This window comes from Rathayibacter sp. AC451 (genome assembly GCF_979253095.1).
On record NZ_CEEDBD010000001.1, the window covers coordinates 548,295 to 570,794 of the forward strand.

The window sequence follows — 22,500 nt, forward strand, 5'->3', positions numbered from 1 at the left end:
CGGGCGCACCCCGGCCGGGCCTGTGCCGGGCCGGGGTGTCCGCCTCGCGGACGGTGGAGCGGTGAGTCCTACTCGGACGCCTTGACGATGAAGGTGACCGCGTCGCCCACCGTCTTGAGGTTCTTGACCTCGTCGTCCGGGATCTTCACGTCGAACTTCTCCTCGGCGTTGACGACGATCGTCATCATCGAGATGGAGTCGATGTCGAGGTCGTCGGTGAACGACTTGTCCAGCTCGACGGAATCGGTCGCGATGCCGGTCTCGTCGTTGACCAGTTCGGCCAGGCCGGCGAGGACTTCTTCGGTGGACAGTGCCATGGTTCTCTCCTTGAGGGGTGTGATTCGAGTTGTCGTCGAGTGACCGTGAGTCAGTTTAGGGGTGGGGCGTCTCCCCCTAAGGGAGCACCACGACCTGCGCGCCGAACACGAGTCCGGCTCCGAAGCCGATCTGCAGGGCGAGTCCGCCGCTGAGCTCGGGGTGCTCCTCGAGCAGGCGGTGGGTGGCGAGCGGGATCGACGCGGCCGACGTGTTGCCGGTCGTCTCGATGTCGCGGGCGATCGTGACGGTGTCCGGCAGCTTCAGCTGCTTGGCGAACTCGTCGATGATGCGCATGTTGGCCTGGTGGGGGATGAACGCGGCGAGGTCCGAGGGCTCGACTCCGGCCTCGGCCAGCGCCTGCTTGGCGACCTTCGCCATGTCCCAGACCGCCCAGCGGAAGACGGAGGGGCCGTCCTGGCGCAGGGTCGGCCACTCGGCGCGCCCCTCGCGGTAGGCGAGCAGCGGGCTGTCCATGCCCACGGTGTCCCAGCGGGATCCGTCGGAGCCCCAGACGGTCTTGGAGATGCCGGCGGAGTCGCTCGGCCCGACGACCGCGGCGCCCGCTCCGTCGCCGAGGAGGAAGGAGATGCTGCGGTCGGTGGGGCTGACGAGGTCCGAGAGCTTCTCGGCGCCGACGACGAGCACGTACTCGGCGAGTCCCGAGCGGATGAACGAGTCGGCCTGGGCGATGCCGTAGGTGTACCCGGCGCAGGCGGCCGAGATGTCGTACGCGGGAGCGGGGTTCGCTCCGATGCGGTCGGCGAGCAGCGCGGCGAGCGACGGGGTCTGCACCGTGTTGCTGATGGTCGAGACGAGCACGACGCCGATCTGGTCCGGGCGGATGCCGGCCTTCTCGATCGCCTCGAGGGAGGCCGTGGTCGCCAGGTCGACGGCCTCGACGCCGGCCGAGGCGCGGCGGCGCTCGATGATGCCGGTGCGCTGGCGGATCCACTCGTCGGAGGAGTTGATCGGCTCGATCAGGTCGTCGTTGGGCACGACGCGGTCGCCGCGCGCGGCTCCGATGCCGAGGATCCGGGTGTAGGCGGTGCCGCTGGACTGGGTGAGGGTGGGGGGCGTCATGGGGGTCTCTCCTGCTAGGCGGCGTGCTCGTCGATGAAGGCGCGGGCGGCGTCGAGGTCGTCGGGTGTCTTGACCGCGAGGGTCGGCAGACCCTTGAGGCCGCGCTTGGCCAGGCCCACGAGGGCGCCGGCGGGGGCGAGCTCGATGAGGCCGGTGACCCCGGCCTCGGCGAACGCCGCCATGCAGAGGTCCCAGCGCACGGGGGAGGCTACCTGGCCGACGAGCAGCTCGAGGAACGCGGACCCGGAGTCGACGACGGAGCCGTCGCGGTTGGTCCAGAGCCGGAGCGACGGGTCGGAGGGGGTGATCCCCGCGGCGACCGCGGCGAGCGAGTCGCGCGCGGGCGCCATGTAGCGGGTGTGGAACGCTCCGGCGACCTGGAGGGGGATGACGCGGGTGCCGGCGACCGGCTCGTCCTTGAGCGCCTGCAGCGCGTCGACGGCTCCGGCGACCACGATCTGGCCGCCGCCGTTGTAGTTGGCGGGCTCGAGGCCGAGCTCGTCCAGACGCGCCAGGAGCGCCTGCTCGTCGCCGCCGAGGACGGCGCTCATGGCGGTGGGCTGCGCGGCGGCGGCCGAGGCCATCGCGCGGGCCCGCTCGCGGACGAAGACGAGGGCGTCGGACCCGGAGAGGACGCCTGCTCCGGCCGCAGCCGTGATCTCGCCGACCGAGTGGCCCGCGATCCCGGCGATGCGGTCGCGGCGTCCGCCCTCGAGCAGTGCGGCGAGGCTGACGAGCCCGGCCGAGACGATCAGGGGCTGGGCGACGGCGGTGTCGCGGATGGTGTCCGCGTCGGACTCCGTGCCGTGGGCCGCGAGGTCGATGCCGACGGCCTCGGAGTGGGCGGCGACCTGCTCCGCGACGGAGGGGACGGCCAGCCAGGGGGCGAGGAATCCGGGGGTCTGGGAGCCCTGACCCGGGGCGACGACGACGATCACGTGTTCAGTCTTCCGATCCGCGCCGCCGGGAGCGGCGCTGGTACGTACGGAGAAACCACAAAAGGCTTGTGGCGGTTCTACAACGGGCGGCGCTCAGCTCCGCGTCGGCCGGCGGCGGACGGCACCGTCGGGATCGCTCATCGAGCCCAGGATCAGCGCGGACTGGAGGATCAGGGCCTCCCGCGCGCCGGTCGCGTCCCAGCCGATCACCTCGGCTACGCGCTTCAGCCGGTACCGCACCGTGTTGGGGTGCACGAACAGCTCGCGCGCCGTGGCCTCCAGGGAGCGCCCGTTGTCGAGGTACGCCCACAGGGTCGTGAGCAGCTCGGTCGAGTGCTTCTGCAGCGGCTTGTAGATCTGGGTGATCAGGCTCTGACGCGCGAGCGGGTCCCCGGCCAGAGCGCGTTCCGGGAGCAGGTCGTCGGCGCTGACCGGGCGGGGGGCGTTGCGCCAGGAGCGGGCGACGGCGAAGCCGGCGAGGGCGGCGCGGGCGCTCCGGGACGCCTCGACCAGGGTCGGGACCTCGTGCCCGAGAACGAGGTGACCCGTCCCGAAGCCGGGCTCGAGCGCCTCCGCGATCTCGAGGAAGGCGACCGGCGGGCCGGTCTCCTCCGTCGCGTTCTCGCTCGGCTCGGCGCGACCGATGACCAGCACGAGCCGGCTGCCCTGCACGCCGATGAGGACGTCCGCGTCCATGTGCCTCGCGGTGCGGCGCAGCTGGTCGACGTCGAGCATCTTGGGAGCCGTGCCGACCAGCACGGCGACCTCGCCGTGCCCGTGCCAGCCGAGAGCGGCGATGCGGCTGGGGAGCTCGTCGTCCGCCTCGCCCGTGAGGATCGAGTCGACGACGAGCGCCTCGAGGCGGGCGTCCCAGAGTCCGCGCGCCTCGGCGGCGCGGGCGTACACGTCGGCCGCGGCGAAGGCGACCTCGCGCGAGTAGAGCAGGATCGCCTCGCGGAGGTCCTCGCTGCCGTTCTTGACCCGGTCCTCGACGACCTCGACCGTGACCTTGATCAGCTGGAGGGTCTGGGTCAGCGAGACGGAGCGGAGGAGCTCCCGCGGCGCCGCTCCGAAGACGTCGGCGGCGATCCACGGAGTGGCCGTCGGGTCGTCGAACCAGGAGATGAACGAGGTGATGCCGGCCTGGGCGACCAGGCCCACCGCCGAGCGCCGCCCCGGAGGCATGGCTCCGTACCAGGGCAGCGTGTCGTCGAGGCGCTTGATGGTCTGCGTCGCGAGCTCACCGGCGATGGTGCGCAGCCACGCGAGGGTCTGCTCCTTGGTGCGGGCAGCACCCGGCCGGGAGGCCGGGGCTGCCGCAGCAGACCCTCGCGCGGTCGACGACGACCCGTGGGGGGAGGGCACCGACTCGACCGTCAGCTCTCGCCGCCCGCGTTGCCGGTGGTGCCGGCGTTGACGTCGTGCAGACGGTACTTCTCGATCGCCTGGACCGAGAGCGACGGGTCGACCTCGCCCTGCTTGGCGAGCAGCTGCAGCGTGCGCACCACGACCGACGGTCCGTCGATCTTGAAGTGGCGACGCGCGGCGGCGCGCGTGTCCGGAGAAGCCGAAGTCATCCGCTCCGAGCGTCGCGAAGTCGCCCGGGATGAACTGGCGCAGCTGGTCGGGGACCTGGTGCGAGAAGTCCGTGACGGCGACGAAGGGGCCCTTCGCGTCGGCGAGCTTCTGCGTGACGTACGGCACCTGCTGGGCGTCCTCGGGGTGGAGGAAGTTGTGGTGCTCGGCCTTGATGCCGTCGCGCCGCAGCTCGTTCCAGGAGGTCACCGACCAGACGTCGGCCGAGACGCCCCAGTCCTCGGCGAGGAGCTTCTGCGCCTCGATCGCCCACGGCACCGCGACGCCGCTGGCGAGCAGCTGCGCCTTGGGACCGTCCCACTGGCCCCAGGAGACGCGGTGGATGCCGCGGACGATGCCGTCCACGTCCACGTCCTCGGGCTCGGCGGGCTGCACGATCGGCTCGTTGTAGACCGTCAGGTAGTACATGACGTTCGGGTCGGAGTGCTTCCCGCCGTACATGCGCTCGAGTCCGGACTGCACGATGTGCGCGATCTCGTAGCCGTACGCCGGGTCGTAGCTCACGACGGCCGGGTTGGTGGCGGCGAGGATCGGGGAGTGGCCGTCCGCGTGCTGCAGGCCCTCGCCGGTCAGCGTGGTGCGTCCGGCGGTCGCTCCGATCATGAAGCCGCGGGCCATCATGTCGCCCGCCGCCCAGATCGCGTCGCCCGTGCGCTGGAACCCGAACATCGAGTAGAAGACGTAGACCGGGATGAGCGGCTCGCCCTGCGTCGAGTACGAGGTGCCCACTGCGGTGAACGCCGCCAGGGCGCCCGCCTCGTTGATGCCGACGTGCAGGATCTGGCCCTGGGGGCTCTCCTTGTACGCCAGCAGCAGCTCGCGGTCGACCGACGTGTAGTGCTGTCCGCGCGGGTTGTAGATCTTCGCGTTCGGGAAGAACGCGTCCATGCCGAAGGTGCGCGCCTCGTCCGGGATGATCGGGACGACGCGGTTGCCGAAGTCCTTCGAGCGGAGGATGTCCTTCAGGATGCGGACGAACGCCATGGTCGTGGCGATCTCCTGCGTTCCGGAGCCCTTCTTGCCGATCTTGTACGCGGAGTCGTCCGGGAGGTTCAGCTGCGTGTACTTCGAGCGGCGCTCGGGGAGGTAGCCGCCCAGCGCGCGACGGCGCTCCTGCAGGTACTCGATCGCCTCGTCGTTCTGACCGGGGTGGTAGTACGGCGGGAGGTAGGGGTTCTCCTCGAGCTGGGCGTCCGTGATCGGGATCCGCATGGTGTCGCGGAAGCCCTTCAGGTTGTCCAGCGTCATCTTCTTCATCTGGTGGGTCGCGTTGCGGCCCTCGAAGCTGCGGCCGAGACCGTAGCCCTTGATGGTGTGGGCGAGGATGACGGTGGGCTGGCCCTTGTGCTCCGTCGCGGCCTTCATGGCCGCGTAGATCTTGCGGTAGTCGTGGCCGCCTCGGCGAAGGCCCCAGATCTGCTCGTCGGAGTAGTCCTCGACGAGCTTCTTCGCGCGCTCGTCGCGGCCGAAGAAGTTCTCGCGGACGTACGCGCCGTCCTCCGTCTTGTAGGTCTGGAAGTCGCCGTCGGGCGTCTTGTTCATGAGGTCGAGCAGCGCGCCCTCGGTGTCGCGGGTGAGCAGGTCGTCCCACTCGCGGCCCCAGATGAGCTTGATGACGTTCCAGCCGGCGCCGCGGAAGTACGACTCGAGCTCCTGAACGATCTTGCCGTTGCCGCGGACGGGTCCGTCGAGGCGCTGCAGGTTGCAGTTGACGATGAAGTTGAGGTTGTCGAGGCCGTCGTTCGCCGCGACCTGCAGCTGACCGCGCGACTCGACCTCGTCCATCTCGCCGTCGCCGAGGAAGGCCCAGACCTGCTGGTCGGACGCGTCCTTGATGCCGCGGTTGGTGAGGTACTTGTTCGCCTGCGCCTGGTAGATCGCGTTGATGGGTCCGAGCCCCATCGACACGGTCGGGAACTGCCAGAACTCCGGCATGAGGCGCGGGTGCGGGTAGCTCGAGAGCCCCTCCGCCGCTGTGCGAGCGCTCCTGGCGGAAGCCGTCGAGCTGGTGCTCGGTCAGGCGGCCCTCGAGGTAGGCGCGGGCGTAGGGGCCGGGGGAGGCGTGGCCCTGGATGAAGACCTGGTCCCCTCCGCCCGGGTGGTCCTGCCCGCGGAAGAAGTGGTTGAAGCCGACCTCGTACAGCGAGGCGCTCGACGCGTAGGTCGAGATGTGGCCGCCGACGCCGATGCCGGGTCGCTGCGCGCGGTGCACGAGGATCGCCGCGTTCCAGCGGATCCACGCGCGGTAGCGGCGCTCGACGTCCTCGTCACCGGGGAACTCGGGCTCGTTCTCGGGCGCGATGGTGTTGATGTAGTCCGTGGTCGGCACCATCGGAACGCCGAGGTGCAGCTCCTTGGAGTGCTTGAGGAGGCTGAGCATGACGTCGCGTCCGCGACCCGCACCTCGCTCCGCAACGAGCGCGTCGAGCGACTCGTTCCACTCCGACGTTTCCTCGGGGTCCGAGTCCACGTGACCGACGGAATACGGGTCCTGATCGTTAACAGTCACCCTCGACCTCTCTCTGGGGGCAGATCGTGCCCGAGACATCATTCTCATGAAGCGGTGCCGGATCCGCGCGCGGGCTGCGGATTGACGAGCCGCGCGCGGGCACCTGTGCCAGCCTAGCGATTCCGGCCTACTGTGGCGATCCACGACGGAAGCGCTCAGCGGTCTGTGGGGTTCCACCATCCGGAGGGCCCTCCGCGGCCATCGCGGGGCCGGTTCCGATCCCCGCTTCGCCGATCCCCCTTGGTGGGGGCTCGCAGCGGGTCTAGCATTGCCCCTCGTGCTCGCGCGACTCTCGTGCGCACGGAAGGACATCGGACCGATGGCTCTCGAGAAGCTGACGCTCGCTCCCGACTTCGAACTCGCCAACCAGTACGGCGAGCGGATCCAGCTCGGCGACTTCCACGGACGGCGCAACGTCGCCCTCGTCTTCTTCCCCCTCGCCTTCTCGGGGACCTGCACGGGCGAGTTCTGCGCCCTGCGCGAGAACCTCTCCCTCTTCGAGCACGCCGACGTCGAGGTGATCGGCATCTCGGTCGACTCGAAGCACACGCTGCGCGCCTGGGGCGAGAAGCAGGGCTACGACTTCACTCTGCTGTCGGACTTCTGGCCGCACGGCGATGTCGCCAAGCAGTACGGCGTCTTCGTCGAGAGCAAGGGCTACGCGACCCGCGCGACGTTCCTCATCGACCGCGAGGGCGTCATCCGCGACACCTTCATCACCGCGCCCGGCGAGCCGCGCTCGATCGAGGCGTACCGCGCGGCCATCGAGGCCCTGCAGCCGGCCCACGCCTGACGCCTCCCCGCGGGATGCCGCTTCGGTGCGGCTCCTGCGGCGTGTCGTGCATCGGAGCGGCATCTCGCGGAGACGCAACCCGAGTGATCGGGGAGAGGGTCAGCTCAGGATGTTCACCGCGCGGGCGATGACCAGCGCGAGCAGGACGAAGCCGGTGACGCCCTCGACGGCCATCAGCAGCTTCGCGCGGCTCGAGAGCGGCATGGTGTCGGTCGGGCTGAACGCCATGGTGTTCGTCGTCGAGACGTACAGGTAGTCGACGAAGCCGGGCCGCCAGTCGGCGCGCTCGGACGAGGTCGCCGAGACCTCCTGCACGGTGTCCCGGTAGCCGTCCTGCGGGAACGCGAGATCGGCGGCGGGCAGGTCGCTCCGCGGAAGTGTTCCGCGGGCGACGGGGCCGCCGCGGTCGAGCTCCCAGTAGAGCAGTGCGTAGGCGACGACGTTCGTCACCCAGACCTGCAGCGCGGTGAGCAGGAGCAGCGGACCGTCCGTCGACCCGTCGACGAGCGCCGTGACCAGGGCGACGACGTTCACCTGGTTCGCCGCGGCGAGCACCACCGCGAGCGCGATCGAGACGACGCGCGACCACTTCGTCTCGGTGTCGAGCCGGTGCGGGTTGACCACGAACAGCGGAACGAGGAGCGCCAGCGTGAGGGCCGCGGCAACCAGACGCACCGCCGACGTCCGGTCGTCGTGCCCGACCACGTTGAGGACGACGGCCAAAAGGATCGCGGCCGAGGCGGGCCAGCGGCTCTCGGCGCGTCGGCGGGCGCGGTCAGCCGGGGCGTCGTCGGTCATGGGGCGAGAGTAGCGGCGCCCCGCGCGTCGGCGCCCCGGCCTCCGGAGCGACGGTGCCGTACGATGGGGACGCTCGTGCGGCCCTGCCGCCACGAGGGCCTTTAGCTCAGTTGGTAGAGCGCCACGTTTACACCGTGGATGTCATCGGTTCGAGCCCGGTAGGGCCCACTCCTCGACTCCCGGCTCCGTCGGATCCTCCCGACCCGCGCTTCGCTCCGACGCGCCGCCGTCCCGGTCCCGACGTCGGTCCATGGAGCGCCTCGGAACGCGCCGATGCAGACGGCGGTCCGAGCATGCGCGGCTCCGCGGCGTCCCGACGTCCGGGGGACGGATCCGACCGACGGGGCCCGGGCGGTCGCTTCCCGGCGTGTGCGCGGAGCGTCCGTCGTGGGACGCCTCGCGTGAGGATCCGCGCTCGGTCTCCTCGCGCTCTTCGCGCCAGGCCCCTCGGCGCGCTGCCGGGGTGCCCCACAGTTCTGAGCGACCCTGGCTCCTCGCGAACGGACTCCGCATGACCGAGCACACGCCCTCCGGCCCCTGCCGCCGCACCGTCGCCTGGGCGGTGCCCGCCGTCGTCGCCGCCGTCGCCGCCCCGCTGGCCGCGGCGTCGCCGACCCTGGATGCCCTGGTGCTCGCAGCGGTCTCCCCCCTCGGCGGAGCACCCCTGACGATGCGCGTCGGGCAGCACCCGGCCGCGTCGGGCGGGGACGTGGAGGTCGCGGTGACCGACCGGGAGACGGGAGCCGCGGTCAGGGGGGCGCTCGTCACGTTCGTCCTGGTCGCGGGCACCGGCCGCGCGGCCTTCTCGACCACCGGCGGCCCCGGCACGGTGACCGGCACCACCGGCGCGACCGGACGCGCGGTGAGCCGCGTCGTCCACGGTGCGGCGGTCGGAAGCGCGGTCCTGCTGGTCTCGACCCCCGGCGCACCGACTCTGTCGTACCCGGTCGTCGTCCAGCGCTCCGCGGTGCTCCAGCTCGAGGCGGTCGCCGTCGACCGGGCGTCCGTCGCCGCCGGCCAGGTGCTCGTCCTCAGCGCCAGGATCGACCTCGATCTCGGGACGATCGGGGACGACGAGCCCGATCCCCTCCGCCTGACCTGGCGGAACGCGCCCGCAGCGCTGTTCGGCGATCCCGTCCTCAGCCGCCGGACGGGAACGCAGGACGACTCGCCGAACTGGACGCTCGAGCGATCCGGGGACGACATCGTGCTCACCTGGCCGGCCGGATTCCTGCGCGAGGGCCTCGAGGGCACGGCCGGCTGGGTCCACCTCAGCGTCACGCGTCCGATCGGTTCGGCCGCCGGGAGGAACTCGCTCGACGCCGTGCTCTCGACGGACGACGCCTTCCGCCTGGGCGATCCGTCGACGCGCACCGTCGCGGTGCGCTACTCCTGATCGCGGATCAGCGCGACTGGCGGCGCTTGTAGGGCTTGGGCTGGCCCTTCACGATGGGGGCCCGGCCGGTGCCCTTGGAGGCCTTGGCCTTGCCTCCGGCGGGGGCGCTGGTGCCGGGCTCGTCGCCCAGGGCGGCGAGCTCCTCGCGGGCCTGGGCCAGCCGCTGGCGGCCCGCCGCGGTCAGCACCGTGCGCGAGGCGCCCGGCTCGAACAGCGGGCGTCCGAGGTCGAGCTCGACGGCGGCGACGGAGGAGTCGAGCTTCTGCCGCGAGATGCCGAGCTTCTCGGCGGCGCGCACGAAATGCAGCTCCTCGGCGACCGCCACAAAGTGACGCAGCTGGCTGATCTTCATCCGGAACCCTTCGCGGCCGCGGGCACGGCCTCGGCCACTTTACGCGGTCCGGCGGGGGACAGCGGGGTGGAGTGCCGCGACCCTCCGCCGATCGCCGCCGGATGTACCGTCGATCCTTGCGTGGGAGCGCTCTCGCGCCTACCCTCGCGCTCGTGGACGGAACCCGAAGCCGTCCGCAGGGGAGGCCGACGTGGGCGCGCTCGTCTACAGCGGGATCGCCTCGATCGACGGGTTCACCACCGACGAGGCCGGCGGCTTCGCGTGGGCGGAGCCGCGACCCGAGGTGCACCGCTTCATCACCGAGACCGAGGAGCGGGTGCGGACCTACCTGTACGGGCGCCGTATGTACGAGACGATGCTGCCGTGGGAGGCGGGCTTCGCCCTCGCGGAGGACTTCGTGTTCATCCAGGACTACCAGCGGATGTGGCGCGCGGCCGACAAGGTCGTGTACTCCCGGACGCTCGACGAAGTGCGCACCGGGCGCACGCGCCTCGAGCGCCGCTTCGATCCCGCGCGGGCGAGGGAGCACGCCGCGGCCCTGGAGGACGACGTGTCGATCGGGGGAGCCCAGCTCGCCGCGCAGGCGCTCCTGGCGGGGATCGTCGACGAGATCCGCTGGTACGTCGTCCCGATCGTCGTCGGCGGCGGCACGCGGTTCCTGCCGCGAGGGCTCCGGAGCTCACTGGAGCTCACCGAGGAGCGGCGGTTCGCCGACGGCACGGTGTTCCTGCGCTATCGGGTCGCGCACTGAGGCGGGCGCGCGAGGGCGCGCCGGCTCAGGCGCCGACCAGGGCCGAGACCACTCCTGCGATCCGGGCGCCCTGTGCGCGACCGGCCTCGGCCGACGCGGCGCGCACCGACGGATCGAGCGAGTTGGGCCCGAACGCGCGGATCGACGCCTCGTCGGCGTAGACCACCTCGACGCGGGAGCCGGACAGGGCGTCCAGCTCGTTCGTCGGCAGCGTGCCCGCTCCCGGTGACCCGACTCCGGGGAGCGGAGTGACGATGAGGACCCAGTCGGCTCCCGCCGCGAGGTCGGCGTTGCTGCCGGAGCGCACGCCCCCGTCCATGTAGCGGACGCCGTCGATGGTGACCGGGGGCCAGACGCCGGGGACGGCGCAGCTGGCGGCGATCGCGTCGACGAGCCCGACTCCGCTCGTGCGGTCGAAGACGGCGAGCGCGCCCGTGGCGGTGTCGACCGCGGTGATCAGCAGGGGGCGCTCGGGCCAGTCGGCGTCGGCGACCCGAGCGGCGATGACGGCGCGGCGCGACTCCTCGGGCAGCGTGGCGGTCGTCAGAGCGAGCGCGCCGATGCGGCGCCGCGCGTCCTCAGCCGACACCGCGCCCTCGACCGCGGCGGCGAACATCGCCTGCAGCCCTTCGGCGTCGATGACGGCTCCGATCTCGGCGGACTCCTCGCGCAGCTGCGCGGCGTACGACTCGTCGAGTCCGACGGAGGTGCTGAGCTGGGCGGCGACCGCCGAGCCGGCGGACGTGCCGATGAAGACGGTCGAGGGATCGAGCAGGAGGCGGGCCGCCTCGGGAGAGGCGTCGGCGATGCCGCGGACGACTCCGAGCTCCCAGGCGATCCCGGCGAGGCCGCCTCCGGCGAGGACGAGGGCACCGGGCATGACGTGTTCCTTCCGACGGGGGTCTGCGGCGTCGGCGGACGCGCAGCGGGATCCACGCTGGCACATCGGCCTGGGTGCGGACTCCTCGCCCCGGTGTCCCGCTCGCAGGACCGGGTCAGGAGCGCTTGCGCTCGCGGACGATCGTCCAGACGTTGCGGCCGTCGACCCGCTGATGCTCGAAGCGGGTGACGAGCGCCTGGATGAACGGGATGCCGCGGCCCGCCTCCGCCCATTCGTCGGGCATGGCCCGCGGGTCGGCGACGTCGATCCCGACGGCGTCGCCGGTGTCCTCGAGAACCGCGCGCATCTCGTGCTCGTCCAGGCCGAGATCGATCCGGCAGACGACGTCCCGAGGGGCCCGGCCGTGCTGGAGGACGTTCGTCGCCAGCTCGACGACGGCGGTCGTGAACGCCATGCGGTCCCATGAGCCGAGCTCGGGGGCCTCGGCCCACAGCTCCTCGAGAGCGGAGTGGACGTCCTCGAGGCCGTCCTCCGCCGTGCGCACGATCACGGAGCGCTCAGGCACCGGGAGCCTCCGCGGCTCGATCCGGTCGGACGGCCGACGCGCGGACCCGGGGGTCCGTCGACCCGGTGCTGTGCTCCATGCGTCCTCCTGCGGGCGTCCGCGCCCTGCGGTCCGGCCGGAGGATCACGCGGGTGCGGTCCAGGACGGGGTCGTGCGACTCCGGATCCGGTGCGAGCACCGGGAAGTCGATCCGGGACGACCGTACAAGGGATCGGGACTCGCGGCGCGCTCCTTCGCGGGCGGACCGCGGGAGCGGCGGACGCCGATCCGGTCGGGTCAGCCGCGCGAGGCCGCGATCGCGTCGGCGGCGAGGCGCACCGAGGAGGCTCGGTCGCGCAGCCAGAGGGGCACCGAGCGGGCGCGCAGCCCGGTGGACTCGAGTCCGGCGACGGCGTCCGCGTCCTCCTCGCCGACGAGCCAGGCGTCGAGCAGCCCGCCCGAGGAGCGGACGCCGTAGTGCCGGCCGACGGCCTCGGCCGAGGTCTCCACGCCGATCGCGGCGAGGCAGGCGTCGGCCATGCCGCGCACCACCGCCCCGCCGATCACGGGGGAGACTCCGACGACGGGCGCCGCCGTCGCGCGCACGGCGTCGGCGATGCCGGGCACTCCGAGGATCGTGCCGATCGACACGACGGGGTTCGACGGAGCGACGAGCACCGCGTCCGTGTCGGCGATCGCCTCGAGGACACCGGGGGCGGGACGCGCGGCCGCGACCCCCTGCTGCACGAAGCGGCGCGCGGGGACGGAGGCGCGCAGCCGCACCCACCACTCCTCGAAGTGCAGCAGTCGCACGCCCTCGCCGGGGAGCTCGACCTCGACGTGCGTCTCGACGTCGTCGTCGGACATGGGGAGCAGGCGGACGCCGAGAGGCCAGCGCGCGGTGATCCGCTCGGTCGCCTCCGAGAGGGTGAGGCCGTCGCGGAGCATCGAGGTGCGGGCGATGTGCGTGCCGAGGTCGAGGTCGCCGAGGGTGAACCAGGGCCAGCCGACGCCGAACGCGGTGAGCTCGGCCGACACCCGCTCCGACTCGCCCGCGCGGCCCCAGCCGCGCTCGGAGTCGTTCACGCCGCCGAGCGCGTAGGTGAGGGAGTCGAGATCGGGGCAGACCTTGAGGCCGGTCAGCCACATGTCGTCACCGGTGTTCGCGACGACCGTGATCTCGGAGGGACCTCCGCCCGCGGCCTCCAGATCGCGGAGGTGCTCCCGCACCGCGGAGGTGAAGCGGGCTCCGCCGACGCCGCCGGCCAGGATCGTGATGCGCATCCGCTCACGGTACCGCGCGTGGCGCGCACCGACGGAAACGGTGGCACGTGAGCCTTAATGCTGCGGATCCCCGCTCGAAACACGCGGGAAACGTCGAAGGACGACGATGGCCCCTGTCCACGGAGCTCGGCCGGGAGCGTTGCCTTCGGGCGCACGGCCCACCACAGTGGGGACCACGGTCTCTCGGCTCCGCATCCGCACGGCGCCGAGGCGCCCGAGGAGTTCCGCCGATGGAGACCCGCCGGCGGATGACCCCACGTCATGGAGGTACCGATGACCATCGTCCGCGCAGCGATCACCCAGACCACCTGGACCGGCGACAAGGAGTCGATGCTCGACAAGCACGAGCAGATGGCCCGCGACGCCGCGGCCGAAGGAGCGCAGATCGTCTGCTTCCAGGAGCTGTTCTACGGCCCCTACTTCGGCATCACGCAGGACAAGAAGTACTACCGCTACGCGGAGCCCGCGGACGGGCCGATCGTGCAGCGCTTCGCGGCGCTGGCGAAGGAGCTCGGCGTCGTGATGATCCTCCCGATCTACGAGGAGGAGCAGACCGGGGTGTACTACAACACCGCTGTCGTGGTCGACGCCGACGGCACGATCCTCGGCAAGTACCGCAAGCACCACATCCCGCACCTCGACCGCTTCTGGGAGAAGTTCTACTTCCGCCCGGGAAACCTCGGCTTCCCGGTGTTCGACACCGCCGTCGGCAAGGTGGGCGTGCACATCTGCTACGACCGGCACTTCCCGGAGGGGTGGCGCGAGCTGGGCCTGAACGGGGCGCACCTCGTCTTCAACCCGAACGCGACCAAGCCCGGGCTCTCCAACCGCCTGTGGGAGGTCGAGGGACCGGCCGCCGCCGTGGCGAACGGCTACTTCGTGCTCCAGCCCAACCGCGTGGGCCGCGAGGACAACGAGTACGGCGAGCTCGCCGTCGACTTCTACGGCACGAGCCAGGTCATCGATCCGCGCGGGAACTTCGTCGGCGAGCGCGGCTCCGGGGAGAGCGAGGAGATCCTGATCCGCGATCTCGATCTCGACATGGTGCAGCAGATGCGCGACGACTGGCAGTTCTACCGCGACCGCCGACCGGAGTCGTACACCAGCATCCCGAAGCCGTGACCGCCCGATCCACCCAGGAGCGACGATGAAGACCCTCATCACCAACGGCACGGTCGTGAACGCGACCGGCACCGGCACCGCGGACGTGCTGATCGACGGCGAGACCATCGCCGCGGTCCTCGCACCGGGATCCACGCTGCTCGGCTTCGATCTCGCGGCGAACGTCGACCGCGTGATCGACGCGACGGGCAAGTACGTGATCCCCGGCGGCATCGATGCGCACACGCACATGGAGATGCCCTTCGGCGGCACGTTCGCCTCGGACACCTTCGAGACCGGCACCCGGGCCGCGGCCTGGGGCGGCACCACCTCGATCGTGGACTTCGTGGTCCAGTACCCCGGCGAGAGCGTCGTGGACCGCTACCAGGCCTGGCAGGCGAAGGCCGCGGGGGAGTGCGCGATCGACTACGGGTTCCACCAGATCCTGTCGGATGTGCAGGACTCGTCGCTGGTCGCGATGGACGAGCTGATGGACGAGGGCGTGACCAGCTTCAAGCTGTTCATGGCCTACAAGGGCGTGTTCCTCTCGGACGACGGGCAGATCCTGCGGGCGTTCCAGAAGGGCGCCTCGAACGGGGCGATGATGATGATGCACGCCGAGAACGGCGCGATCATCGACGAGCTGGTGAAGCAATCGCTGGCGGCCGGCAACACCTCGCCCTACTTCCACGGCACCTCGCGGCCGTGGCAGGCGGAGGAGGAGGCGACGCACCGGGCGATCATGATCGCCGATCTCACCGGCGCGCCCCTCTACGTCGTGCACGTGTCGGCGAAGCAGGCCGTGGAGCAGATCGCCCAGGCCCGCGACCGCGGCATGAACGTGTTCGGCGAGACCTGCCCGCAGTACCTCTACCTCTCGCTCGAGGAGCAGCTGGGCGCTCCGGGCTTCGAGGGCGCGAAGTGGGTGTGCTCCACCCCGCTGCGCTCGAAAGCGGAGGGGCACCAGCACCACATGTGGCAGTCGCTGCGGACCAACGACATCCAGATGGTCTCCACCGACCACTGCCCCTTCTGCATGAAGGGCCAGAAGGACATGGGTGTCGGCGACTTCTCGAAGATCCCCAACGGCATCGGCTCGGTGGAGCATCGGATGGACCTGATGTACCAGGGCGTGGTGTCCGGGCAGATCTCGCTGCCGCGCTGGGTGGAGCTGACCTCGACGACTCCGGCGCGGATGTTCGGCATGTACGGGAAGAAGGGCGTGATCCAGCCCGGCGCCGACGGCGACGTCGTCGTCTACGACCCGGACGGCCACACCTCGATCGGCATCGGCGAGGGGCGCAGCCACCACATGAACATGGACTACTCGGCGTGGGAGGGGTTCGAGATCGACGGCCACGTCGACACCGTGATCTCGCGCGGGAAGGTCGTCGTCGACGACGGGCAGTACATCGGCACGAAGGGCGACGGGAAGTACATCAAGCGGGGCCTCTCGCAGTACTTGATCTGAGTTCGGAGCATCGCTCCGAGCTCCGATCAAGAAAGGCGGCGAGCCCCGACGACCTCCGTCGTCGGAACCACGGAAGACCACGACACGCGACAGCGACCCTCAATGGGTCGCATGACACCTCCGTCACCACCTGCATCACAGCACCATGAAGGAACCCCCATGGATTTCGGAGTCGTCCTCCAGACCAACCCGCCCGCCTCGCGCACCGTCGCCCTGGCCGTCCTGGCCGAGACCTACGGCTTCGACTACGCGTGGACCTTCGACTCGCACCTGCTCTGGCAGGAGCCCTACGTGATCTACTCGCAGATCCTCGAGAAGACCCACCGGATCACCGTCGGCCCGATGGTCACCAATCCCGCGACGCGCGACTGGACGGTCATCGCCTCCCTGCACGCGACGCTCAACGAGATGTACGGCAACCGCACGGTGTGCGGGATCGGCCGCGGCGACTCCGCGGTGCGGGTGACGGGAGGGCCCCGACGACGCTCAAGGCGCTGCGGGAGTCGATCCACGTCATCCGCGAGCTCGCCAACAGCCGCTCGGTCGAGTACAACGGCTCGACCCTGCAGTTCCCGTGGAGCCGCGGGTCCTCCCTGGAGATGTGGGTGGCGGCCTACGGACCGCTCGCGCTCAAGCTGGCGGGCGAGGTCGGCGACGGCTTCATCCTCCAGCTCGCCGACGTCGACATCGCGCGCTGGATGATCAGCACGGTCAAGGAGGCGGCCGCGAACGTGGGCCGCGATCCGGAGTCGCTGCAGTTCTGCGTCGCAGCGCCCATGTACATCGGCACGGACCGGGCCCACATGTACGAGCAGTGCCGCTGGTTCGGCGGCATGGTCGGCAACCACGTGGCCGACATCGTCGGACGCTACGGGACGAGCGGCGCGGTGCCCCAGGCCCTCACCGACTACATCGCGGGGCGCGAGGGCTACGACTACAACGAGCACGGACGGGCGGGCAACAGCCACACCTCGTTCGTGCCGGACGAGATCGTGGAGCGCTTCTGCGTGCTGGGCACGGCTGAGGAGCACATCGCGAAGCTCGAGGCGCTCGCCGCGATCGGCGTCACGCAGTTCGCCGGCTACCTCCAGCACGACAACAAGGAGGAGACGCTGCGCGTCTACGGCGAGCGTGTCATCCCGGCTCTCGGCCCGCACATCACGGCCAAGGCATGAGGGCTACGGCCGCGACGCGCGGGATCCTGCTCGGCGCGGCCGGCCTGCTCCTGCTCGCTGCGGTCTGGGAGGCGTACAAGGCGCTCGGACCCGAGGCGGGAGTGGTCGTCGGCGGTGTCACCGTGCTCCCGCGCACGAGTGCGATCGCGATGCCGCACCTGTGGGAGATCGCGGCGCGCCTCGCCGAGCCGGTGACGGGTGCCCGTGGCGCGCCGGCGCTGTGGCTCGCGGTGCTGCAGGCCAGCGCCTTCTCCCTCGGCATCGCCGCGGTCGGCTGGGTCGTCGGGGTGGTCGTCGGGATGCTGCTCGCCCTGCTGATGCAGCGCTTCCGCACCGCGGAGTCGGCGGTGCTGCCGTGGATCGTGCTCAGTCAGACGGTGCCGCTCATCGCGATCGCCCCCCTGGTGCGCCGCTGGGGCTCGCAGCTCGAGCTCGGCGCGTTCACATGGGAGAACTGGATGTCGGTGGCGCTGATCGCTTCCTACCTCGCCTTCTTCCCGGTCTCGATCGGGGCGCTGCGCGGGCTCGGATCCCCGCCCGTGCACCAGGTCGAGCTGATGCGGGTCTACGGGGTGGGCTGGTGGAAGACGCTGCTGCGCCTCCGTCTGCCCGCGAGCGTGCCCTACCTGCTGCCGGCGCTGCGCCTGGGCGCGGTCAGCGCGGTCATCGGCACCGTGGTCGCCGAGGTCTCGATCGGCCTGCGCGGCGGAGTGGGCCGCATGATCATCGAGTTCGCCTCCGCCGCCGGGGGAGACCCGGCCAAGCCCTGGGCGCCGATCCTGGGCGCGGTGCTCGTCGGCCTCGCGGCCGCCGGCGCCGTCGCGCTGATCGGGGTCGCCCTCCGTCCATACCGCAGAGGGGAGCAGCCCGCATGAGCGCTGCCGAGTCCGCCGTCGTCGTCGACGCCGTCACCAAGACGTTCAGCACGAAGAAGGGTGCGAGCGTCACCGCCCTGCAGGACGTGTCGCTCGAGATCTCGGCGGGCGAGTTCGTCTCGCTGATCGGGCCGTCCGGCTGCGGCAAGTCGACGCTCCTGCGCCTGATCGCCGATCTCGCCGAGCCGTCGTCGGGCGCGATCTCGGTCTTCGGCAAGACCGCCCGGCGCGCCCGCCTCGACCAGGACTACGGCATCGCCTTCCAGCAGGCGGGCCTTCTGCCCTGGCGCAGCATCCGCGCGAACATCGCGCTGCCGCTCGAGCTGCACGGGGCGAGCACGGCCGCCCGCCGCTCGCGCGTCGACGAGCTGCTCGCGCTCGTGGGGCTCGGCGACTTCGCCGACTCCTACCCCGACCAGCTCTCGGGAGGCATGCAGCAGCGCGTCGCGATCGCGCGGGCGCTCGCCGAGAGCCCGCGGCTGCTCCTGATGGACGAGCCCTTCGGTGCGCTGGACGAGATGACCCGCGAGCGGATGCAGACGGAGCTGCTGCGCATCCGCACCGAGACCGGGGCGGCCGTGGTGTTCGTGACCCACTCGATCCCGGAGGCGGTGTTCCTGTCGGATCGTGTCGTCGTGATGTCTCCGCGGCCGGGCCGCATCCGCGACGTGCTGAGCATCCGCCTGCCCGAGGCCGCCTCTCGCGATGAGGGCGTTCGCGAGGACGAGGCCTTCTTCCGCGACGTGAGCGCCGTGCGCGAGCTGCTGCACGGCGAGGCGGCGGCCGTGCCGCGCGGCGTGGAGAACCGATGACGACCCCGGCGCTGGCGCGCAGCGTCCTCGCGCCGCTGCTGCTCGGCGTGGCGGCGCTGGTGCTCTGGCAGGTCGTCGTGACGGCGCTCGACGTGAAGCCGTTCGTGCTCCCGTCGCCGGTGGCGATCGGCGCGGAGTTCGCGCAGAACCTGGGCTCGGTCGCCTCGGGCAGTCGGGTCACCGGAGGGAACGCGCTGATCGGACTCGTCGCCGGTGCGGTGATCGCGGTCGTCGTCGCGAGCCTCGCGGCGCTGCTGCGGGTCTTCGACGGCCTCGTCGCTCCGATCGTCGCCGCGGCCGCTGTGGTGCCGATCGTCGCGCTGGCGCCGGTGCTCTACACGATGTTCGGAGCGAGCGCCGAGACCGCGCGCCAGCTCGTCGCAGCTCTCGCCGTCTTCGTGCCGGTCTACGTGAACACCCTGCGCGGGCTGCGCCAGGCCACTCCGGTGCACCGCGACCTGATGCGGGCCTACGCGGCGACTCCGTGGCAGAGCACCCTGACCATCACCCTCCCCGCCGCCGTGCCGTTCTTCTTCACGGGACTGCGGATCGCCTCCTCCCTCGCCGTCATCTCGGCGCTGGTCGCCGAGTACTTCGGCGGTCCGGTGGGCGGACTCGGCAAGTCGATCACCACGGCGGCCTCGGGCAGCGACTACGCGCTCGCCTACGCCTACGTGCTCGGCGCCGTGCTCGTCGGCCTCCTGTTCTACTGCGCCACCGCGGGGCTCGAGGCCCTGGCTCTGCGGCGCAGTCGCGCGCGCTGACCCGTCAGCCGCACCCGTCCGGGTCCGCCCGGCGCACCACCGTTCCACCCGGGTCCGCCCGGCGCTCCACCGTTCCACCCGGGTCCGCCCGGCGCTCCACCTGCACCACGGCACGTCGCTCCCCAGCACCGCCCAGGCACGTCCTGCACCACACCACCAGGAGGAACAGTGAACAGACGCACGCGCATCGCGACGACCACGACGGCGGGGCTCGCCGCCGTCGGTCTCGCGCTCACCGGATGCAGCGCATCCGGCACCGACGACGGCGGCTCGGGCTCCGGCTCGGGCGACCTCACGCCGGTCACCCTGCAGCTGCAGTGGGTCGCCCAGGCCCAGTTCGCCGGGTACTACGCCGCCCTCGACCAGGGCTACTACGAGGACGAGGGCCTGGACGTGACCATCGCCGAGGGCGGCGGCGACATCGTGCCGCAGGACGTCCTCGCCTCCGGAGACGCGGACTACGCGATCTCGTGGGTGCCCAAGGTGCTCGGCTCGATCGAGCAGGGCGCGGCGATCACCGATGTCGCGCAGATCTTCGAGCGGAGCGCCACCACGCAGATCTCGTTCAAGGACGAGGGCATCACCTCGCCCGCCGACCTGTCGGGCAAGACGGTCGGCAGCTGGGGCTACGGCAACGAGTGGGAGCTCTTCGCCGGCATGCAGCAGGACGGAGTGTCACTCGACGACATCTCGCTCGTGCAGCAGCAGTTCGACATGAACGGCTTCCTCGCCGGCGACATCGACGCGGCGCAGGCGATGACCTACAACGAGTACGCGCAGGTGCTCGAGAGCGTGAACCCCGAGACGGGCGAGCTGTACACGCCCGACGACCTGAACGTGATCAGCTGGAACGACGTCGGCACGGCGATGCTGCAGGACGCCATCTGGGCCGACGCCGAGAAGCTCGAGAGCGACGACGCGTACGCCGAGCAGACGGTCGCGTTCGTGAAGGCCTCGATCAAGGGCTGGATCTACGCGAAGGACAACCCGGAGGAGGCGGCCGACATCGTCACCGCCGCCGGGTCCACGCTCGGCACGAGCCACCAGCTCTGGATGACCAACGAGGTCAACAAGCTGATCTGGCCCTCGACCGGCGGCATCGGCATGATCGACGAGGCCGCCTGGCAGCAGACCGTCGACATCGCCAAGGAGACGCAGAACGAGACCGGCGCGACGATCATCAGCGACGACCCGCCGGAGACGGCGTACTCGAACGAGTACGTCGAGAAGGCGCTGGCCGAGCTCGAGGAGGAGGGCGTCGACACCAGCGGCGCCGACTTCGAGCCGATCGAGGTGACGCTGCAGGAGGGCGGCGCCTGATCCGTGCTCCCCGGGCCGGGGTCGTCGCTCGCGACGGCTCCGGCCCTTCCGCGTTCTCGGCCGGCCCTCGCGCGTTCCCGGCCGGTCCGCGCCGCGTCCTCGGGTGCGGTGCGCCCTCGACTTCGGCGCCTCCCGCTCGGACGGCGCTCCCGGGCGTAAGATGGACCCTCGTGACTACTTTCCGAAAGACGCCGTTCACCGTGCACGTGCGCGATCTCATCGGCCGTCCGGGGGAGATGCGCGAGCACCGTCTCGACATCGACGCGCCCGAGCAGTACGGCGAGGGGATCGTGGCCGTCCGCGAGGGCGCTCCGATCGAGCTCGACGTCCGCGTGGAGTCGGTGCACGAGGGGATCCTGGCCAGTGTCGAGGTCTCGGCGGAGGCCGTCGGCGAGTGCAGCCGGTGCCTCACCGACATCTCCCTGCCTGTCGATGTCGAGTTCCAGGAACTTTTCGCGTACTCTTCTGACGAAGCTTTCGACTATGAGGTTCACGACGACCACGTGGATCTTGAACCTCTGGTCAGGGATGCGGTGGTTTTGTCGCTGCCGTTCCAGCCGGTCTGCCGGCCGGATTGTCCGGGCCTCGACCCCGTCACGGGGGAGCGGCTGGCCGATTCCTCCGAGCGCGAACCCGATGCGCCGCACGACCCCAGGTGGGCCGCGCTCGCCGGGTTGAGCGAGACGGGGAACGGCGGGGCCGCAGCGCCCGGAGCTTCCGCAGACAGCGGTGCAGGCGCGAACGCCCGCACCGAATCCGACTAGCCCCGTTACGGGACCTTAGGTAGAGAAGAGAGAATCATGGCTGTTCCCAAGAGGAAGAAGTCCCGCGCGAACACCCACGCCCGTCGTTCGCAGTGGAAGGCCGAGGCCCCCAAGCTGGTCAAGACCGTCGAGAACGGCAAGGTCGTCTACAGCCTTCCCCACCGCGCCAAGGTCGTCGAGGACTCCGCGGGCACCGCGCTGTTCCTCGAGTACAAGGGCCGCAAGGTCGCCGACGTCTGATCCGACTCCTCCGGCCGTCCGCCGCTCCGCGGCGGGCGACGAGTGGTCCATGGTGAACCAGACCTCCGCATCACCCTCCAGCGACGACCGGTCGCGTCTGGAGGCCACGCTCGGCGTGAGCCTCGACGGTGAGCTCTTCGAGCTCGCCCTGACGCACCGGTCGTTCGCTTTCGAGCACGGGGGGATCCCGCACAACGAGCGCCTCGAGTTCCTCGGCGACTCGATCCTCGGCCAGGCCGTCACGGTGATGCTCTACACGGAGTACCCGGCCCTCAGTGAGGGCGACCTGGCGAAGCGGCGCGCGAGCCTCGTCTCGACGGTCGCGCTGGCCGAGATCGCCCGCGGCATCGGGCTGGGCGCGTTCGTCCGCCTCGGTCGTGGCGAGGAGTTGACCGGCGGTCGCGAGAAGGCGTCGATCCTCGCCGACACCGTCGAGGCGATCATCGGCGCCGTGTACCTCGGCACCGGTCCCGACGCCGCGCGGGACCTCGTCCTGCGCCTGATCGCTCCGCTGCGCGCGGATCCGGGACGCTTCGGGGTCTCGATGGACCCCAAGACGAGCCTGCAGGAAGCGGCAGCCGAGCGCGGCGCGCCCGCCCCGCGCTACGAGATCGCCGCCACCGGGCCCGACCACAACAAGGTGTTCGTGGCCACCGTGATCGTCGGCGGTCTGGTCACCGCCCGCGGCGAGGGGACCAGCAAGAAGGCCGCCGAGATGGCGGCCGCGCTGGACGCCTGGACACGCCTCGCGGCACTGCCGCCCGTCTCCGGGGCCTAG

21 protein-coding genes, 1 tRNA gene and 2 pseudogenes are annotated in these 22,500 nt (G+C 71.1%); 14 read left to right on the forward strand and 10 right to left on the reverse strand.

Features of this window, described 5'->3' with window-relative positions:
- Positions 1–68: 68 nt before the first annotated feature.
- From AC0CID_RS02550 to aceE, 5 genes and pseudogenes are all read right to left on the reverse strand, one after another.
- Positions 69–317 carry an acyl carrier protein gene (locus AC0CID_RS02550; RefSeq protein WP_207402410.1) on the reverse strand — a complete coding sequence of 83 codons (249 nt, stop codon included), beginning with the start codon at positions 315–317 and terminating at the stop codon, positions 69–71.
- Positions 318–393: 76 nt separating this feature from the next.
- Positions 394–1,398 (reverse strand): beta-ketoacyl-ACP synthase III, encoded by a 1,005-nt coding sequence (locus AC0CID_RS02555; RefSeq protein WP_251948131.1) that lies wholly within the window; start codon positions 1,396–1,398, stop codon positions 394–396.
- A gap of 14 nt (positions 1,399–1,412) precedes the next feature.
- Positions 1,413–2,336 (reverse strand): ACP S-malonyltransferase, encoded by a 924-nt coding sequence (locus AC0CID_RS02560; protein WP_465225682.1) that lies wholly within the window; start codon positions 2,334–2,336, stop codon positions 1,413–1,415.
- A gap of 93 nt (positions 2,337–2,429) precedes the next feature.
- Positions 2,430–3,521: a PucR family transcriptional regulator gene (locus tag AC0CID_RS02565; protein ID WP_465228034.1), complete on the reverse strand. Its 1,092-nt coding sequence runs from the start codon at positions 3,519–3,521 to the stop codon at positions 2,430–2,432.
- Positions 3,522–3,712: 191 nt separating this feature from the next.
- Positions 3,713–6,441: pseudogene (gene aceE, locus AC0CID_RS02570) on the reverse strand (pyruvate dehydrogenase (acetyl-transferring), homodimeric type).
- A gap of 319 nt (positions 6,442–6,760) precedes the next feature.
- On the opposite strand from aceE, the gene AC0CID_RS02575 reads away from it, so the two are divergent.
- Positions 6,761–7,234 carry a peroxiredoxin gene (locus tag AC0CID_RS02575; RefSeq protein WP_207402406.1) on the forward strand — a complete coding sequence of 158 codons (474 nt, stop codon included), beginning with the start codon at positions 6,761–6,763 and terminating at the stop codon, positions 7,232–7,234.
- Between the two features lie 99 nt (positions 7,235–7,333).
- Here AC0CID_RS02575 and AC0CID_RS02580 read toward each other — a convergent pair whose 3' ends face one another.
- Complete coding sequence (locus AC0CID_RS02580; protein WP_465225683.1) at positions 7,334–8,032, reverse strand: hypothetical protein; 699 nt, start codon at positions 8,030–8,032, stop codon at positions 7,334–7,336.
- A gap of 95 nt (positions 8,033–8,127) precedes the next feature.
- Between AC0CID_RS02580 and AC0CID_RS02585 the strand changes: the two genes are divergently transcribed.
- Positions 8,128–8,200 (forward strand) — tRNA-Val (locus tag AC0CID_RS02585).
- Between the two features lie 343 nt (positions 8,201–8,543).
- Positions 8,544–9,428 (forward strand): hypothetical protein, encoded by an 885-nt coding sequence (locus AC0CID_RS02590; RefSeq protein ID WP_465225684.1) that lies wholly within the window; start codon positions 8,544–8,546, stop codon positions 9,426–9,428.
- 7 nt (positions 9,429–9,435) lie between these two features.
- Here AC0CID_RS02590 and AC0CID_RS02595 read toward each other — a convergent pair whose 3' ends face one another.
- Positions 9,436–9,780 carry a LysR family transcriptional regulator gene (locus tag AC0CID_RS02595; RefSeq protein WP_207402403.1) on the reverse strand — a complete coding sequence of 115 codons (345 nt, stop codon included), beginning with the start codon at positions 9,778–9,780 and terminating at the stop codon, positions 9,436–9,438.
- A 190-nt stretch (positions 9,781–9,970) separates the two neighbouring features.
- Here AC0CID_RS02595 and AC0CID_RS02600 point away from each other — a divergent pair, with 190 nt between their 5' ends.
- Positions 9,971–10,531: a dihydrofolate reductase family protein gene (locus AC0CID_RS02600; protein ID WP_465225685.1), complete on the forward strand. Its 561-nt coding sequence runs from the start codon at positions 9,971–9,973 to the stop codon at positions 10,529–10,531.
- 25 nt (positions 10,532–10,556) lie between these two features.
- On the opposite strand, the gene AC0CID_RS02605 is transcribed toward AC0CID_RS02600, so the two are convergent.
- From AC0CID_RS02605 to cofD, 3 genes are all read right to left on the reverse strand, one after another.
- On the reverse strand, positions 10,557–11,411 hold the full coding sequence (locus tag AC0CID_RS02605) for a patatin-like phospholipase family protein (protein ID WP_465225686.1): 855 nt from the start codon (positions 11,409–11,411) through the stop codon (positions 10,557–10,559).
- A gap of 115 nt (positions 11,412–11,526) precedes the next feature.
- Positions 11,527–11,937 (reverse strand): ATP-binding protein, encoded by a 411-nt coding sequence (locus AC0CID_RS02610; RefSeq protein ID WP_465225687.1) that lies wholly within the window; start codon positions 11,935–11,937, stop codon positions 11,527–11,529.
- 276 nt (positions 11,938–12,213) lie between these two features.
- A complete protein-coding gene (gene cofD, locus AC0CID_RS02615; RefSeq protein WP_465225688.1) occupies positions 12,214–13,200 on the reverse strand; it encodes a 2-phospho-L-lactate transferase in 987 nt (328 codons plus the stop codon).
- A gap of 273 nt (positions 13,201–13,473) precedes the next feature.
- On the opposite strand from cofD, the gene AC0CID_RS02620 reads away from it, so the two are divergent.
- From AC0CID_RS02620 to rnc, 10 genes and pseudogenes are all read left to right on the forward strand, one after another.
- Positions 13,474–14,322, forward strand: a complete 849-nt coding sequence (locus AC0CID_RS02620) for a nitrilase-related carbon-nitrogen hydrolase (protein ID WP_207402398.1) — start codon at positions 13,474–13,476, stop codon at positions 14,320–14,322.
- A 25-nt stretch (positions 14,323–14,347) separates the two neighbouring features.
- A complete protein-coding gene (gene hydA, locus AC0CID_RS02625) occupies positions 14,348–15,772 on the forward strand; it encodes a dihydropyrimidinase (RefSeq protein WP_207402397.1) in 1,425 nt (474 codons plus the stop codon).
- A 111-nt stretch (positions 15,773–15,883) separates the two neighbouring features.
- Positions 15,884–16,947, forward strand: a pseudogene (locus tag AC0CID_RS02630) (TIGR03842 family LLM class F420-dependent oxidoreductase).
- The gene (locus tag AC0CID_RS02635) at positions 16,944–17,822 is read left to right on the forward strand and encodes an ABC transporter permease (RefSeq protein ID WP_207402395.1); all 879 of its coding nucleotides are present in this window, start codon (positions 16,944–16,946) and stop codon (positions 17,820–17,822) included. Before AC0CID_RS02630 ends, AC0CID_RS02635 begins: the two are co-directional and overlap by 4 nt.
- A complete protein-coding gene (locus AC0CID_RS02640; RefSeq protein ID WP_465225689.1) occupies positions 17,819–18,634 on the forward strand; it encodes an ABC transporter ATP-binding protein in 816 nt (271 codons plus the stop codon). The genes AC0CID_RS02635 and AC0CID_RS02640 overlap by 4 nt, the downstream gene beginning before the upstream one ends.
- The gene (locus AC0CID_RS02645; protein ID WP_207402393.1) at positions 18,631–19,398 is read left to right on the forward strand and encodes an ABC transporter permease; all 768 of its coding nucleotides are present in this window, start codon (positions 18,631–18,633) and stop codon (positions 19,396–19,398) included. Before AC0CID_RS02640 ends, AC0CID_RS02645 begins: the two co-directional genes overlap by 4 nt.
- 168 nt (positions 19,399–19,566) lie before the next feature.
- On the forward strand, positions 19,567–20,718 hold the full coding sequence (locus tag AC0CID_RS02650; RefSeq protein WP_465225690.1) for an ABC transporter substrate-binding protein: 1,152 nt from the start codon (positions 19,567–19,569) through the stop codon (positions 20,716–20,718).
- A 236-nt stretch (positions 20,719–20,954) separates the two neighbouring features.
- Positions 20,955–21,482, forward strand: coding sequence for a YceD family protein (locus tag AC0CID_RS02655; protein ID WP_207402535.1), 528 nt, complete (start codon positions 20,955–20,957; stop codon positions 21,480–21,482).
- A gap of 36 nt (positions 21,483–21,518) precedes the next feature.
- On the forward strand, positions 21,519–21,722 hold the full coding sequence (rpmF, locus tag AC0CID_RS02660; RefSeq protein WP_207402392.1) for a 50S ribosomal protein L32: 204 nt from the start codon (positions 21,519–21,521) through the stop codon (positions 21,720–21,722).
- 49 nt (positions 21,723–21,771) lie between these two features.
- The gene (gene rnc / locus AC0CID_RS02665; protein WP_465225691.1) at positions 21,772–22,500 is read left to right on the forward strand and encodes a ribonuclease III; all 729 of its coding nucleotides are present in this window, start codon (positions 21,772–21,774) and stop codon (positions 22,498–22,500) included.

What these genes read in the sequence shown, in the direction of transcription:
- AC0CID_RS02550 (WP_207402410.1), bottom strand. Translation starts at nt 317, where the DNA reads ATGGCACTGTCCACCGAAGAAGTCCTCGCCGGCCTGGCCGAACTGGTC.
- AC0CID_RS02555 (WP_251948131.1), bottom strand. Translation starts at nt 1,398, where the DNA reads ATGACGCCCCCCACCCTCACCCAGTCCAGCGGCACCGCCTACACCCGG.
- AC0CID_RS02565 (WP_465228034.1), bottom strand. Translation starts at nt 3,521, where the DNA reads ATGCCTCCGGGGCGGCGCTCGGCGGTGGGCCTGGTCGCCCAGGCCGGC.
- AC0CID_RS02575 (WP_207402406.1), top strand. Translation starts at nt 6,761, where the DNA reads ATGGCTCTCGAGAAGCTGACGCTCGCTCCCGACTTCGAACTCGCCAAC.
- AC0CID_RS02580 (WP_465225683.1), bottom strand. Translation starts at nt 8,032, where the DNA reads ATGACCGACGACGCCCCGGCTGACCGCGCCCGCCGACGCGCCGAGAGC.
- AC0CID_RS02590 (WP_465225684.1), top strand. Translation starts at nt 8,544, where the DNA reads ATGACCGAGCACACGCCCTCCGGCCCCTGCCGCCGCACCGTCGCCTGG.
- AC0CID_RS02595 (WP_207402403.1), bottom strand. Translation starts at nt 9,780, where the DNA reads ATGAAGATCAGCCAGCTGCGTCACTTTGTGGCGGTCGCCGAGGAGCTG.
- AC0CID_RS02605 (WP_465225686.1), bottom strand. Translation starts at nt 11,411, where the DNA reads ATGCCCGGTGCCCTCGTCCTCGCCGGAGGCGGCCTCGCCGGGATCGCC.
- cofD (WP_465225688.1), bottom strand. Translation starts at nt 13,200, where the DNA reads ATGCGCATCACGATCCTGGCCGGCGGCGTCGGCGGAGCCCGCTTCACC.
- AC0CID_RS02620 (WP_207402398.1), top strand. Translation starts at nt 13,474, where the DNA reads ATGACCATCGTCCGCGCAGCGATCACCCAGACCACCTGGACCGGCGAC.
- hydA (WP_207402397.1), top strand. Translation starts at nt 14,348, where the DNA reads ATGAAGACCCTCATCACCAACGGCACGGTCGTGAACGCGACCGGCACC.
- AC0CID_RS02635 (WP_207402395.1), top strand. Translation starts at nt 16,944, where the DNA reads ATGAGGGCTACGGCCGCGACGCGCGGGATCCTGCTCGGCGCGGCCGGC.
- AC0CID_RS02640 (WP_465225689.1), top strand. Translation starts at nt 17,819, where the DNA reads ATGAGCGCTGCCGAGTCCGCCGTCGTCGTCGACGCCGTCACCAAGACG.
- AC0CID_RS02645 (WP_207402393.1), top strand. Translation starts at nt 18,631, where the DNA reads ATGACGACCCCGGCGCTGGCGCGCAGCGTCCTCGCGCCGCTGCTGCTC.
- AC0CID_RS02655 (WP_207402535.1), top strand. Translation starts at nt 20,955, where the DNA reads ATGCGCGAGCACCGTCTCGACATCGACGCGCCCGAGCAGTACGGCGAG.
- rpmF (WP_207402392.1), top strand. Translation starts at nt 21,519, where the DNA reads ATGGCTGTTCCCAAGAGGAAGAAGTCCCGCGCGAACACCCACGCCCGT.
- rnc (WP_465225691.1), top strand. Translation starts at nt 21,772, where the DNA reads ATGGTGAACCAGACCTCCGCATCACCCTCCAGCGACGACCGGTCGCGT.